Source organism: Streptomyces sp. NPDC058864, assembly GCF_042742985.1.
Taxonomy (GTDB): Bacteria; Actinomycetota; Actinomycetes; order Streptomycetales; family Streptomycetaceae; genus Actinacidiphila.
This window is the reverse complement of the sequence record NZ_JBHYMQ010000002.1, coordinates 189,723-202,971: the sequence shown is the minus strand read 5'-3', so window position 1 is coordinate 202,971 and position 13,249 is coordinate 189,723. Positions and strand designations below refer to the sequence as shown.

Annotated in this window: 11 protein-coding genes; 4 read left to right on the top strand and 7 right to left on the bottom strand. The window is 73.7% G+C overall.

Annotated elements, in window-relative coordinates:
• The first annotated feature begins 70 nt into the window (after positions 1–70).
• The 3 genes from ettA to ACFW3D_RS02525 are packed head-to-tail and all read left to right on the top strand — an operon-like array spanning position 71 to position 2,902.
• The gene (gene ettA / locus ACFW3D_RS02535) at positions 71–1,735 is read left to right on the top strand and encodes an energy-dependent translational throttle protein EttA (RefSeq protein ID WP_500500469.1); all 1,665 of its coding nucleotides are present in this window, start codon (positions 71–73) and stop codon (positions 1,733–1,735) included.
• A gap of 7 nt (positions 1,736–1,742) precedes the next feature.
• Positions 1,743–2,210: an acyl-CoA thioesterase gene (locus ACFW3D_RS02530; RefSeq protein ID WP_500500467.1), complete on the top strand. Its 468-nt coding sequence runs from the start codon at positions 1,743–1,745 to the stop codon at positions 2,208–2,210.
• Positions 2,207–2,902 carry a DUF8185 domain-containing protein gene (locus ACFW3D_RS02525; RefSeq protein WP_500500465.1) on the top strand — a complete coding sequence of 232 codons (696 nt, stop codon included), beginning with the start codon at positions 2,207–2,209 and terminating at the stop codon, positions 2,900–2,902. The genes ACFW3D_RS02530 and ACFW3D_RS02525 overlap by 4 nt, the downstream gene beginning before the upstream one ends.
• Before the next feature lie 142 nt (positions 2,903–3,044).
• On the opposite strand, the gene ACFW3D_RS02520 is transcribed toward ACFW3D_RS02525, so the two are convergent.
• Positions 3,045–3,449: a globin gene (locus ACFW3D_RS02520; protein ID WP_500500463.1), complete on the bottom strand. Its 405-nt coding sequence runs from the start codon at positions 3,447–3,449 to the stop codon at positions 3,045–3,047.
• Positions 3,450–3,511: 62 nt separating this feature from the next.
• Between ACFW3D_RS02520 and ACFW3D_RS02515 the strand changes: the two genes are divergently transcribed.
• Entirely contained in the window at positions 3,512–4,663 is a 1,152-nt protein-coding gene (locus ACFW3D_RS02515; protein ID WP_500500461.1) for a methyltransferase domain-containing protein, read from the top strand.
• Here ACFW3D_RS02515 and ACFW3D_RS02510 read toward each other — a convergent pair.
• From ACFW3D_RS02510 to ACFW3D_RS02485, 6 genes are all read right to left on the bottom strand, one after another.
• Positions 4,644–5,585, bottom strand: coding sequence for an FHA domain-containing protein (locus ACFW3D_RS02510; protein WP_500500459.1), 942 nt, complete (start codon positions 5,583–5,585; stop codon positions 4,644–4,646). The two genes, ACFW3D_RS02515 and ACFW3D_RS02510, sit on opposite strands and share 20 nt — an antisense overlap.
• 99 nt (positions 5,586–5,684) lie before the next feature.
• The gene (locus ACFW3D_RS02505) at positions 5,685–7,034 is read right to left on the bottom strand and encodes a vWA domain-containing protein (RefSeq protein WP_500500457.1); all 1,350 of its coding nucleotides are present in this window, start codon (positions 7,032–7,034) and stop codon (positions 5,685–5,687) included.
• A gap of 53 nt (positions 7,035–7,087) precedes the next feature.
• Entirely contained in the window at positions 7,088–8,278 is a 1,191-nt protein-coding gene (locus tag ACFW3D_RS02500; RefSeq protein WP_500500455.1) for a protein phosphatase 2C domain-containing protein, read from the bottom strand.
• A gap of 5 nt (positions 8,279–8,283) precedes the next feature.
• Positions 8,284–10,884 (bottom strand): serine/threonine-protein kinase, encoded by a 2,601-nt coding sequence (locus tag ACFW3D_RS02495; RefSeq protein WP_500500454.1) that lies wholly within the window; start codon positions 10,882–10,884, stop codon positions 8,284–8,286.
• Positions 10,881–12,137, bottom strand: coding sequence for a hypothetical protein (locus ACFW3D_RS02490; protein ID WP_500500452.1), 1,257 nt, complete (start codon positions 12,135–12,137; stop codon positions 10,881–10,883). The genes ACFW3D_RS02495 and ACFW3D_RS02490 overlap by 4 nt, the downstream gene beginning before the upstream one ends.
• A gap of 69 nt (positions 12,138–12,206) precedes the next feature.
• On the bottom strand, positions 12,207–13,235 hold the full coding sequence (locus ACFW3D_RS02485) for a glutamate ABC transporter substrate-binding protein (RefSeq protein WP_500500714.1): 1,029 nt from the start codon (positions 13,233–13,235) through the stop codon (positions 12,207–12,209).
• Between the last annotated feature and the right edge of the window lie 14 nt (positions 13,236–13,249).

Sequence of the window (13,249 nt, the reverse complement as noted above, 5' to 3'; positions counted from 1 at the left end):
TCCGCCCGGGGGTGGACGGCTGGCAAGATGGGGTGTATCTGCCCACACATCGAATGCCGGACGGTTTCTCTTGGCTGAGTTCATCTACACCATGCGCAAGACGCGCAAGGCGCACGGCGACAAGGTGATCCTCGACGACGTCACCCTGAGCTTCCTGCCCGGCGCGAAGATCGGTGTCGTGGGGCCCAACGGCGCCGGTAAGTCCACGGTGCTCAAGATCATGGCGGGTCTGGAGCAGCCGTCGAACGGTGACGCGTTCCTCTCGCCCGGTTACAGCGTCGGCATCCTGCTGCAGGAGCCCCCGCTGGACGAGTCCAAGACCGTGCTGGAGAACGTCCAGGACGGTGTGGGCCCGGTCAAGGCCAAGCTGGACCGGTTCAACGAGATCGCCGAGCTGATGGCGACCGACTACTCCGACGCGCTGCTCGACGAGATGGGCAAGCTGCAGGAGGAGCTGGACCACGCCAACGCCTGGGACCTGGACGCTCAGCTGGACCAGGCGATGGACGCCCTCGGCTGCCCGCCGGGCGACTGGCCGGTCGTCAACCTCTCCGGTGGTGAGAAGCGCCGCGTCGCGCTCTGCAAGCTGCTGCTCGAGGCCCCGGACCTGCTGCTGCTCGACGAGCCCACCAACCACCTGGACGCCGAGTCCGTGCAGTGGCTGGAGCAGCACCTGGCCAAGTACGCGGGCACCGTCGTGGCGATCACCCACGACCGGTACTTCCTGGACAACGTCGCCGAGTGGATCCTCGAGCTCGACCGCGGCCGCGCCTACCCGTACGAGGGCAACTACTCCACGTACCTGGAGACCAAGCAGTCCCGTCTCAAGGTCGAGGGCCAGAAGGACGCCAAGCGCGCCAAGCGGCTCAAGGAAGAGCTGGAGTGGGTCCGCTCCAACGCCAAGGGCCGCCAGGCCAAGTCCAAGGCCCGCCTCGCCCGCTACGAGGAGATGGCCGCGGAAGCCGAGAAGATGCGCAAGCTCGACTTCGAGGAGATCCAGATCCCGCCGGGCCCGCGTCTGGGCAGCATCGTGGTCGAGGTCAACAACCTCTCCAAGGCCTTCGGCGACAAGGTCCTCATCGACGACCTGTCCTTCACGCTGCCGCGCAACGGCATCGTGGGCATCATCGGCCCCAACGGTGCCGGCAAGACCACGCTGTTCAAGATGATCCAGGGCCTGGAGGCCCCGGACGCCGGCTCGATCAAGGTCGGCGAGACGGTCAAGATCTCCTACGTGGACCAGACCCGCGCCAACATCGACCCCAAGAAGACCCTCTGGGCGGTCGTGTCGGACGAGCTGGACTACATCAACGTGGGCCAGGTCGAGATGCCGTCCCGCGCGTACGTCAGCGCCTTCGGCTTCAAGGGCCCGGACCAGCAGAAGCCGGCCGGCATCCTGTCCGGCGGTGAGCGCAACCGCCTCAACCTGGCGCTCACCCTCAAGCAGGGCGGCAACCTGCTGCTCCTCGACGAGCCCACCAACGACCTCGACGTCGAGACCCTGTCCTCGCTGGAGAACGCGCTGCTGGACTTCCCCGGCTGCGCCGTGGTCGTCTCCCACGACCGCTGGTTCCTGGACCGGGTGGCCACCCACATCCTCGCCTACGAGGGCGACTCCAAGTGGTTCTGGTTCGAGGGCAACTTCGAGTCGTACGAGAAGAACAAGATCGAGCGGCTCGGCGCCGACGCGGCCCGGCCGCACCGCGCCACCTACAAGAAGCTCACCCGGGGCTGAGCGGGAGATGGCCCGGCACATCTACCGCTGCCCGCTGCGCTGGTCGGACATGGACGCCTTCGGGCACGTCAACAACGTGGTCTTCCTCCGCTACCTGGAGGAGGCCCGGATCGACTTCATGTTCCGGCTGGCGCCCGGGGAGGGCAGCGAGTCGTTCACGGGCGGGTCGGTCGTCGCCCGCCACGAGATCGACTACCTGCGTCCGCTGGTGCACCGCCACGAGCCGGTGACGGTGGAGACGTGGGTGACCAAGGTGGGGGCCGCCTCACTGACCGTCGCGTACGAGGTCAAGGACGCGGAGGCGGTCTACGTGCGCGCCTCCACGATCGTGGTGCCGTACAACCTCGAGAAGGGCCGGCCGCGCCGGATCACGGCGGAGGAGCGGTCCTTCCTCGAGGCGTACTACGACGACAGCGCGAACACGCCGGGTGCGTCCGCGTCCGGGGACGACGGCGAGGGGGCAGTCGCCGCATGACGGCAGCCCTGCGACTCGCCGATGCCAGGGAGGCGGACGGTTTCGCCGCCTTCCTGGCCCGGCTGCTCCGCTGGGACAAGGCCGCCGTCGTCCGGCTGCGCGCCTCGGACACGGTGCTCGCCGTGTTCGGGCAGCCGCCGTTCGGCGGCGGGGTCCTGGCCGTCCGCACCGCCGAGCTCGACGGGGCCACCGGCGACCTGGACTCGACGGTCTCCGCCGGGCAGTTGCTCGACGGCATCGACGACGTGACGGGCACGGTCGCCGTGCCCGCCGCCGTCACCGGGCCCGCCTGGGCCGGACTGCTCCCGCCGCGTGGCGGCTGGGAGCAGGTGCGGGGCCTCCCGTCCGCGGAGGACGTACGCGCCGTGGCCGCGGCCGCGGTGACCGAGTTCCGCGACCGCAGCGAGGCGCTGCGGCCCGAGAACCGCACCCGTGCGGAGCTGGACGCCATCGCCGACGACATCTGGTCCCGGCAGCTCGGTGCCACCGGCCTGCCGCTGCGCGTGGTGCACGCCGCCCACGCGCTGGGCTTCCTCCGCCCGGTGCGCACCCCCGTCCCGGGACCGCGTGCCGCCGAACAGCCCGCGGTGCTGCTGCTGGCCGCGGGCCCGTGGCTGCGGCTGCGCACGCCGTACGGCTCGGTCGCCGTGCGGCGCGGCCTGCCGGGGCTGTCGGTCAGTCCGGTCCGCTGACCCACGACGACCGCAAGCAGCCGTCCAGCGCGGTGAGTTCGTCCACGATGCCCGCCCGGGCCGCGCAGGCCCCGGCGGCGCCTCGCCCGCCCACGGTCCGTCGGGGCGCAGTCCCGGACGGTGACGTGTCCGGGCGACGGGATCAGCCTGCGGTGTTCACCATCGACGCCGCCGCGTACACCAGGTAGTCCCACAGCTGCCGCTCGAGGTCGGGTTCGAGGCCGAGCTCGTCGACCGCGGCGCGCATGTGCAGCAGCCACGCGTCGTGCGCGGCCTGGTCGACCCGGAAGGGCGCGTGGCGCATCCGCAGCCTGGGGTGGCCGCGGTTCTCGCTGTAGGTGCGGGGGCCACCCCAGTACTGCATGAGGAAGAGCCGCAGGCGGTCCTCCGCGGGGCCGAGGTCCTCCTCCGGGTACATGGGGCGCAGGAGCGGGTCCTCGGCGACGCCCTCGTAGAAGCGGCGGACGAGCCGCCGGAAGGTCGGCTCGCCGCCGACCGCCTCGAAGAACGTCTGCTGCTCGACGGTGCCCAGGGGGATCTCATTCACGCCTCCCATGCTCTCAGACGGCCCGCGTTGTCCGGAGGGGGTCACCGTCGCAGAGTGGTCGTATGACGGATGGCGACCGGTACGCGGCGGCGGCGGTGCCGCTGCGGGCCCGGCTGGTGCGCCGGATCGCCGCGGCCGGCGGGCCGGCGGACCAGCGGTGGCGGGCGGCCTTCGCGGAGGTGCCGCGGCACCTGTTCGTGCCCGTCTACCACCGTCCCCGCTCGGGCGGAGGGTTCACCCGGCTGTCGGCCGACGACCCCGACCCGCGCGGCCGGTCCCGCTGGCTGTCCGGCGCCTACGCCGACGTGCCGTTGATCACACTGGTCCGGGACGGGGAGCCGCTCTCCTCCAGCAGCCAGCCCTCGCTGATGGCCGCCATGCTGGAGGCGCTGCGGGTCGAGGACGGGCAGCGGGTGCTGGAGATCGGCGCCGGGACCGGCTACAACGCCGCCCTGCTCGCGCACCGCCTGGGTGCCGGGGCGGTGACCACGGTGGACCTCGACGCGGAGATCACCGAGGCCGCCCGCGCGCACCTGGCCGCGGCCGGGCGCCCGGTGGCGGTGGTCACCGGGGACGGCGCGCTGGGCTGCCCGGAGCGCGGCCCGTACGACCGGATCGTCGCCACCTGCGAGCTGCCGTCGGTGCCGCGGGCGTGGCCGCGGCAGTGCCGGCGCGGCGGGCTGATCCTCGCGCCCTTCGCGGGCGGCCTGATCGCGCTGCGCGTGACGGGCCCGGAGCGGGCCGAGGGCCGCTTCCTGCACACCCCCGCGTACTTCGTCTCGCTGCGGGGCGCCGGCGCCGGACCGCGCCGCGGGGCCGCCGGCACCGGACCCGCTCCGTGGCGCAGCCGTGCCTGCGACACCCCGCCGCGGGTCCTGGAGGACGAGCTGTTCCGCTTCCTGCTCGGCCTGTACGCGGGGGACACCGAGGTCCACTGGACCACGGGCGGGCCCACGATCACCGCCGCCGACGGCTCCGCCGCGCACGCCGCCAGGGACGGCACGGTCCGGATCTGCGGGCCGCGGGACCTGTGGGCCGCCGTCGAGGAGGCGTACGTGCTGTGGCGCGCCGAGGGCCGGCCGCCCCGGGACCGCTTCGGCATGAGCGTGGCGGAGGGCCGTCAGTGGACCTGGCTGGACCGCCCGGACGGGCCGCACCGCTGGGAGCTGCGGCCCGCGCCGGGGACGGCCGGGGTCAGTCGCGGAGGATCGTGATCGTCGTCCAGGCGCCGACGTGGACGCGGTCGCCGTCCGTCAGCGGGACGGGCACGAAGGGGTCGATGGGGTCCTCGCCGCCGTTGACGGTGGTGCCGTTGGTGGAGCCCTGGTCCACCACCGACCAGCTGCCGTCGGGCTGCTCGACCAGCACGGCGTGCTTGTGGGAGACGCCCGGGTCCTCGGGAGCCCGGGACAGGTCGACGTCGGGGGCCTCGCCCGTGCTGTGCCGCCGGCGGCCGACGGTGACCTGCGGGCCGGTCAGCGGCATCCGCTGCTCGGGGGAGTACGAGGGGAAGTACAGCCCGCGGGCCTCGGGGCCGCTGCGGGCCATCATGGCGGTGAAGTAGTCCCGGTCGGCGGCGATCACGGCGGTCCAGGTGCGCGGGCTGGCCTGCGCGGGCCCGGGGGCCGGCGGGCTCGGCGGGGTGAGCAGGAAGTCGCCCGAGCCGGAGGTCACCGACTCCGGGGCCAGCGGCTCCGCCGGGCGGTTGATCTGCGACGGGCGGGAGCGCTGCGACTCGTAGCGCTGGTAGGGCGGGTAGCCGGGGGAGGCGGGAGAGGTGGCCGGCCCCTGAGGCACGAAGGTCGTCCCGGCCTGGGTGACGAAGTTGTAGCGGCACTCCTCGCAGAACTGGGCGTAACCCTCGCGCGGGGTGCCGCAGTTGGGGCACGGTTCGGCGGCCGCGGTGGCGTCCGGGTCGTAGCCGGCGCCGCCCTGGCCGCGGCCGTACCCGGGGTCGTAGGCCGGTTCGTAGGCGGGCTCGTACCCGGGGTCGTAACCGGGCGTGTAGCCGGGGGAGTAGCCGCCGGAGTACGGCGGCGGTGGCGGTGGCGCGCCCTGCGCCGCGTACGTGGGCGGCGGGGACGGCGGGGACGGCGGGGACGGGACGGAGGGGGACGGTGGCGCGGACATGCGCATTCCGCACACCTCGCACCAGTCGTCCGTCGCGGACCGGTGACCGTTCGGGCAAGTCGACATGTCGCTCTCTCCCCCTCTGCCCCTCTGTGTCCCGCTGCTCTATTTCTTCACACGGACGGTCTTCGTCGAACGTGTCTCGAGGGTCATCTCGTCGGCGTCGGCCACCCGGGCCTTGAGCCGCACAGTACCCGTCGCCGCGTCCACCACGTCCACGACCTTGGCGAGCAGCTTCGCGGTGTCCTCGTTGCCGGAGTCGCTGGCCAGCTGGACCGCCCGGCCCAGCTTGGCGGTCGCGGAGTCGAAGTCGCCCTGCTTGCGGGCCTCCAGGCCCTGCTGGATGACCTGGGCCAGCTCCGCCTGCCCGGTGTAGTGGGCGACCTGCGGGTTGATCCGCGTCGAGGCCGCCATGTCGTCCGTCCACAGCGCGCGCACCAGGCCCTGGCCCAGCACGCGGGGGGTGCCGTCCGGCTGGGGCAGGACGAGGGAGATCCGGGCCGCCAGCATCTCCTGGCCGACGCCGGCCGCCGGCACCACCACGTTGACGTGGTAGTCGCGCGACTCGTCGCCCCAGGAGCCCGTCGGGTAGTCGCCGGCACGCGGACCGGCCTCGGTGCGGCGGGCGGTGAGGTCCTCCACGGTCGGCGCGACCTGCTTGACGTACTGGATCTCGGCGCCCTGCGGGGTCCACAGGCGCAGGGCGACGTCCGCGACCTCCTTGCCCATCGCGGTCTCCATCATCCGCCGGAAGTCCGCCTCCAGACCGGAGGGGTCGGCGACGATGTCCACCGTGCCGAGCAGCGCGGAGGCGATCCCGGTCAGTTCCTTGACCTCCCAGTCGGTTCCGACGCCCCGGGCGTCGCAGGTGAAGCGGCCGGCGCAGGAGTCGAGTGCGGCGCGCAGCGCCTCCGGCTTCTCGTGCTCGTTGCGGCCGTCGGTGAGCAGGATGCCGTGCCGTATCGACACGTCGGCCGTGGCCAGCAGCCGGTCGGCCAGCCGGAGCCAGGTGCCGATCGCGGTGCCGCCGCCCGAACTGAGCCGGCGCAGGGCCTCCTTGGCCTGGTACCGGGTGGCCGGGTCGGCCACGGCGAGGCCGCCGTTCGCCGGGTAGACCTCCTTGGCCTGGTGGGTGCCGGCGACCACGGCGAAGGCGACCCCGTCGCGGATGGTGTCGATGGCGGCGGCGGTCGCCTCGCGGGCGCTGCGCATCTTGGTCGGCGGGTAGTCCATGGAGCCCGAGCAGTCCACCATGATCACCACGGCGGCCCCGGGCGCGGAGCCCGGCACGTCGCCGGGCGCGTGGGTGGCCAGCGGCAGCCCGCCCGTGGTGCCGCCGCCGGTCGAGGTCACGGTGACGATCGCGTTGACCTCGCGCCCGCCCTCCGGGAGGAACTCGTTCTGGTAGATGTCGACGGAGAACTGCGGCACGTTCGACTTGGAGAAGTTGGCCATCGGGTGCGCTCCTTGCGCTTGTTCAACCTTCGGAAGAGAGCATCAGGGAGAGGTCACGCGGCCGGGAACGGCAGCACGGCGACGGTGATGTTGTCGTGGCCGCCGCCGTCGATGGCGACCCCGACCAGGGTGCGGGCGCAGTGCAGCGGCCGGGTGCGGGCGTCCTCGGGCACCACGGAGGCGAGCTCCGCGGCCGACTCCGCGTAGTTCCACAGCCCGTCGGTGCACACCACCACTACACCCGGTTCGTCCGGTTCGAAGGAAGCGGTGTGCGGGTCCAGTTCCACGGCGTCCGCGCCGAGCCAGCCGGTGATGGCGTGGGCCCGCTCGTCCGCGTACGCCTCGGCCTGCGTCATCAGGCCCATCGACACCATGCGTTCGGCCCACGAGTCGTCCTCGGTCAGCCGGGAGGCGGGCGCGGAGCGGTCGTCGGGGATCCAGTAGGCGCGGCTGTCCCCGATCCAGCCCACGGTGAAGGTCTTGCCGGAGGTGATCGCGCTGACGCAGGTGCACGCGGGCGCGTTGTGGTGGCGCCGGGCCTCCTCCTCGGGGGTCTCGGCCGCCAGGTCCGTCACCGCCTGGGCGGCCACGAGCAGCGCGTCGCGCATGGCGTCCTCGGGCTGGGCGCCGCGGGCCAGGGACCGCACGAGGGACGTGCCGGCGGTGCCCGCGGCGGTCTCCGAGGCGTCGTCGGGACGGTACGCGGAGGACACCCCGTCGCACACCACGGCGATGACGGCGGGCGTGCCGTCGGGCAGCGCGGTCGTGGCCAGCGCGAAGGCGTCCTCGTTGCGATGGTGCCGCAGGCCCCGGTCGGTCACGGCGGCCACGCCGTCGAACTCCTGCTCCTGGTGGTCGCGGGGCCGGGGCTGCGCGTGCCCGCAGTGCTCGCAGTAGCCGTCCGGGTCGACGTCGCCCATGCCGCAGGCCACGCACCGCGGGGAGGTCCCCGGCGACCCGGCCGCGGCCGGCGGGTCCAGCCGGGGATCGGTGATCCGTGCCCGGGGCAGGTCGGCGGTGCCCAGGCCGAAGGGGAGGGTGTCGGTGTCCCTGCCCGGCGGCGCCAGCTCGTACGACTCCGGCTCACCGCCCGGCGGTTCGGGGACGGCGGCGGGGTCGGGCGGCGCCAGTTCGTACGCGTCCGGCGGCCGCGGCGCGGACAGGTCGGCGCCGCAGACGCCGCAGAACTTGTCGTCGGGTTCCAGAGGCTCGCTGCACTCCGGGCAAACGGTCTCGTGCGGCATGGCGGTTACACCCACGTCCGGGGGCGGAGGCGGTTGGCGCGCTCCACCAGTTCGATCCTTGTGCGGCCCTGGTCCGCGAGCCGGGCCAGTACCCGGTACGAGTGTTCCAGGCCGAAGCGCAGCCCCCGTTCGTCCAGGTCCCGGCCCAGGAGCCCGGGCGTGGCGGATTCCGCGGACGGGACCCCGGCCGCGCCCTGCTGCCCGGCCAGCACCCAGTCCAGCGCGCTGCCCAGCACCTCGGTGGACAACTGCTCGCGCAGCCGTGTGTCGAGGCCCAGCCGCTGCAGGTCCTCCACCTGGCGGGCCGCGGCCCGCAGGTCGTCGAGGAGCGGTTCCTGCGGGGCGCGCCCGCGCAGCCGGGCGCGGACGGCCGCCACGCGTGCGGCCGTGTAGTGGATCGAGGACTCGGGAACCGACTCCAGGGCGGCCACCGCCCCCGCCCGGTCGCCCGCGGCGAGCCGGACGCGGGCCAGGCCGAAGGCCGCGCTCACGTAGCTCTGGTCGGTGGTCCACACGAGCCGGTAGTACTCGGCGGCGTTGTCCAGCTGGCCCAGCACCTCGGCGCAGACGCCCAGCGCCAGCTTCGGGGCGGGCTCGCCCGGGAAGGCGTCGTAGACCGCGTCGAAGGACAGCGCGGCGGTGCCGTCGTCGCGGGTGACGAGCGCGGCCAGGCCGCGGTGCCACACCACGCGCCAGTCGTCCGGATGCTCCTCCTGCAGTCTCCGCAACTCCTCGACGGCCGCGGGCGCGTCGTCGCTGTCGAGCCGGGCGCGCACGGTGCGCAGCCGCAGCTCCGGGGACTGCACCGGCGCCACCTGGAGGGCGGCCACCAGCTCGGACGGGGCGGCGGCCGCGAGGCCGGCCAGGAAACCGGCGTTGGGGTCGGTGGGGTCGACGTGCGGCACGGGCAGCGACAGCGCCGCCGCCCGCACGTCGAGCGGGGAGACGGCGGGCCCGGCCGGCGCGGGCGCCGGGGCGGTCCGCTGGGCGGGCACGGTGAACGGGGAGCCCGGCACGGTGGCGGCGTACCCGCCGGGGCCGGGCATCGGCGCGGACGACGGGGGCAGGACGGGCGCGGCCGGGCCCCCGGCGGGCAGGGCCGGCAGGGCGCCCCTGCGGGCGCCGTCGGCGGAGCGGTCGCCCAGCGCGGAGGCGTCCCGGGCGGGCGGCAGCAACTCGGTGTCGACCACCCGCAGTTCGAGTCCGAACAGGGTGGACAGCGCGGGCCGGGGCTTGCCGCTGCCGAGCGCCACGACCTCGCGCAGCACGCCCAGCAACTGTTCGCTCATCTCCTCCGCGGAGGCGAAGCGGCGGCCCGGGTCCGGGTCGGTGGCGCGGACCAGCAGCCGGTAGAAGGACTCGTACCGGGAGAAGACCTCGATGCCGTCCGGGTCCGGCAGGCTGTCCACGAACACGTTCGTGTAGCCCTGGAAGTCGAAGGTGAGCACGGCCAGGGTGCGCGCCACCGTGTACAGGTCCGAAGCGATGGACGGGCCGACCTCGGGCACCTCGGGCGCCTGGTAGCCGACCGTCCCGTAGATCGGGCTGTCCTGGTCGTCCATCCTGCGGACGGCGCCCATGTCGATGAGTTCCAGCCGGTCCTCGGTCTGGATGGCGTTGTCGACCTTGAAGTCGCAGTAGAGCAGGTTGCGGCTGTGCAGGTGGCCGAGCGCGTCCAGTGCCTCGATGGCATAGGCGATGGCCTGGTCGACGGGGAGCGGTTCGCGTCTGCCGTCGGGGCCCCGGCGCTCGTTGGCGATCTCCTTGAGGGACTTGCCGCCGACGTACTCCATGACGATGTAGCCGTCGAGGGTGCCGCCCCGCGGGTCGAGGTGCTCGACGAAGTTGTAGATCCGCACGATGTTGGGGTGCTCGATCTCGGCGAGGAAGCGGCGCTCGGAGACCGCCGCGGCCAGCGCGTCCTCGTCGCCGGTGTCGAGCAGGCCCTTGAGCACGACCCAGCGGTCGCTGACCGCCCGGTCCACGGCCAGGTAGATCCAGCCCAGACCGCCGTGCGCCAGGCAGCCCACCACCTCGTACTGCCCGTGCACCACGTCGCCCGCCCGCAGTTTGGGCGTGAACGAGTACGGGTGGCCGCACTTGGTGCAGAAGCCCTCGGTGCGGCCGGGGCGGTCGCCGCGGCTGCGCCCGACCGGCGCCCCGCAGTCGCCCTTGCTGCAGAACCGCTTGCGCTCGGGGACCTGCGGGTCCTCCAGCACCGCGGCGGCCGGATCGGGGCGGGGGATGGGCGGTACGGTCACCAGACCGGCGCCCAGCTTGCCGCGGGTCGGCCCGCTGGAGCCGGAGCGCGAACTGCGCACGGAGACGGAGGCGGCACCGCTCGTGCTGCCGCTCAGTGAACGGGACAGCCGCCCGGACACCGAACGGCGCGAGGAGCGGGACGAGCCCGAGGTCCGCGACGAGCGCGAGGAGGCGGCGGAACCCGGTCCGGTCCCGGTGGCACGTGACGGCTGCGACGAGCCCCCGCCGCCCCGGCCGACAGCCGTCCCCGCGCCGAGCGGCGCCAGCCCGCACGTGTCGCAGAACAGCTCACCTCCGCCGACGTCCTCGATCGTCCCGTCGCAGCCCGGACGCTGGCAGTTCATCGTGCATCCCCCCTGTGGTCGGCAGGTTCCGCCTGCCCCGGCACCAGCAGTTCGGCCACGGCGCGCTGATAGCGCAGCACGGCGTTCTCCGCGGCGCGCAGGTCGCACGGCGCGCTCCACAGCAGACGCCGCGCGTGGTCGTACCGCTCCATCAGGAGCGGGTCCTCCGCCATGCCGTGGCGCGCCACCTTCGCCCGGTAGGCGTCGAGCCGGCCGCGCAGTTCGGCGCGGACGGCCAGCGGAGCGGTGACCGCGGTCAGCGACTCGCGGGCGCGCAGCAACTCGTCGTCGGCGCGCTGTTCGAGGCCGTCCAGCAGCGGTGAGAGGCGGTGCCACTGACCGGTCCTGCGGAAGTCGACCGCGGCCGAGAGCTGGTCGTGCAGGGCGACCGGCGCCCCGCTGACCGCGGGCACCTCCGAGGCCGCGATCTTGGCGAGCACCTCGACCCGGGCGCTGCGCGCCTCGGTGAGGGTGCGGTCGGCGCGCGAGAGGACGTCCCGCAGCCGCATCAGCCGGTGGTCGGCGTCGTCGCGGACGTGCAGCACGGCCTCGACCTCGCGCCGTATGTCCTCCAGCGTCCGCCCGGCCCGGTCGTAGCGCCCGGTGTCGGGCCGGCCGCCGGACCAGAAGGCGAGCGGGTCGGAGACCACCTCGGCACGCAGCGCCGCCAGCGAGTCCAGCATCCCCGCGAGGTCGTCGCCCGAGGGGTGGGTACCGGGGCGCACGCCGACGGACTCGGCGAGCGAACGGACCCGCTGCGCCTCCGCGATCAGCAGGTCGATGCGGGCGGGCAGCGCCGACCACACCGCGTCGGCGGCGGACACCACGTCCATCACCTGCGCGTACCACTCGTTCATCCGCGCCAGCAGCTGCTCCAGGCTGATCCGCTCGCTCAGCCGGGCCGGGCCGGTCAGGCCCCGCGCCGCCTCGGGCACGGCGCCGCCGGACACGGTGACGCCGGAGCCGCGCAGCAGCTCGGTGAGCTCGCGCAGTTCGCTCTGGGTGGGCCAGCGGCGGCGGCCGCGCAGGCCGCGGGCGGTGGTCAGGGCCTCGGTGTAGGTCTCGAAGTGCGCCCACAGCAAGGCGATCGCCTGCTCGGCCGCGGCCCAGCGCTCCTTGGTGGCACCGCTCAGCGCCGCACCCTCCAGCAGCCTGCGGCCGGAGTGGTCCTGCAGCGCGAGCAGGGACGCCTCGACCGCGTCCCGCTCGTCGCCGAGCCGTGCCAGGGCACGGTCGACGTCGTCACGGCTCATCGCCGGTCCGGATGGTCCCGCGACCGCCATCGCACCTTCCTTCTCTCCCGCCGGTCCCCGTGCTTGCCGTCAGTCCTTGTAGAGCGGTTCCGGCGGCCCCTCGATGCCGGGAAGGTCCGCCTCCAGCCAGGTACGGTACGCCTGCATCCAATGGCTGTCCGGGCCACCGCTGCGGTAGTCCTCCAGCACCTTGTTGACCCGGCGCACCAGGTCGGTGTCCTGCTCGTTCATGGCCACGCCGTAGTACTCGGTGGTGACCGGGGTGCCCACCAGCCGCACCGCCGGGTCCTGGGCGGCCTGGCCGGCGGCGAGCGCGTTGTCGGTGAAGACGGCGTCCGCCTCGCCGAGTTGCAGCATCACCAGGCAGTCCAGCTGGTTCGCCACGAGCAGCACGCGGGGCTGCAGCCGGTCCTTCTCCTTCTCCAGCTCGGCCTGTCCGGTGCTCCCCTGGGCGACGCAGATCCGTTTCCCCTTCACGGAGGAGTCGAACCCCTTGACGGCGGAACCCTGACGGGGGACCAGCAGCTGCTGCCCCGCCTTGAAGTAGGCGGTGGAGAAGGCGATGTGCTTCTCCTTGATCCGTTCGCAGGTGATGCTCACGGTGCGCACCAGCAGGTCCACATCACGGTTGTTGACGGCGTCGAAGCGTTTGGCCGTCGGCACGGTCTTGTAGAGGATGGCGTCCTCGCTGCCGAGGATGTCCTTGGCGATGGCCTTGGCCAGGTCGATGTCGAAGCCGACGATCTTCCGGGAGACCGGGTCGCGGTAGCTCCAGCGGTAGCCGTTCTGGTCGACCCCGATGACCAGCTTGCCGCGCTTCCTGATCCGTTCGATCGCCGGGCCGCTCGCGGAGGAGGGCCGCAGGCTCGCCTCCGGGTGGCCGCCGCAGTCGTCGTCGGCCGCATCCTTCGCCGCCGCGTCCTTCCCCGCCGCGGCGGCCGGTGCCCCGGTCGCCGTCGACCTGGCCCGAGGCCCCTCCCCGTCCTTGCCGTCCTGCAGCGGCAGCACGGCGCCGGCGGCGGCGGCCGCGACCAGCGCGGCCGCCGAGACCACGGCCGCCCAGCCCCGCACGCGCCACCCACGCTCCTCGTGTCCCATGCGTCCCATCAGCG

What these genes read in the sequence shown, in the direction of transcription:
- ACFW3D_RS02530 (WP_500500467.1), top strand. Translation starts at nt 1,743, where the DNA reads ATGGCCCGGCACATCTACCGCTGCCCGCTGCGCTGGTCGGACATGGAC.
- ACFW3D_RS02525 (WP_500500465.1), top strand. Translation starts at nt 2,207, where the DNA reads ATGACGGCAGCCCTGCGACTCGCCGATGCCAGGGAGGCGGACGGTTTC.
- ACFW3D_RS02515 (WP_500500461.1), top strand. Translation starts at nt 3,512, where the DNA reads ATGACGGATGGCGACCGGTACGCGGCGGCGGCGGTGCCGCTGCGGGCC.
- ACFW3D_RS02510 (WP_500500459.1), bottom strand. Translation starts at nt 5,585, where the DNA reads ATGCGCATGTCCGCGCCACCGTCCCCCTCCGTCCCGTCCCCGCCGTCC.
- ACFW3D_RS02505 (WP_500500457.1), bottom strand. Translation starts at nt 7,034, where the DNA reads ATGGCCAACTTCTCCAAGTCGAACGTGCCGCAGTTCTCCGTCGACATC.
- ACFW3D_RS02500 (WP_500500455.1), bottom strand. Translation starts at nt 8,278, where the DNA reads ATGCCGCACGAGACCGTTTGCCCGGAGTGCAGCGAGCCTCTGGAACCC.
- ACFW3D_RS02495 (WP_500500454.1), bottom strand. Translation starts at nt 10,884, where the DNA reads ATGAACTGCCAGCGTCCGGGCTGCGACGGGACGATCGAGGACGTCGGC.
- ACFW3D_RS02490 (WP_500500452.1), bottom strand. Translation starts at nt 12,137, where the DNA reads ATGAGCCGTGACGACGTCGACCGTGCCCTGGCACGGCTCGGCGACGAG.
- ACFW3D_RS02485 (WP_500500714.1), bottom strand. Translation starts at nt 13,235, where the DNA reads ATGGGACACGAGGAGCGTGGGTGGCGCGTGCGGGGCTGGGCGGCCGTG.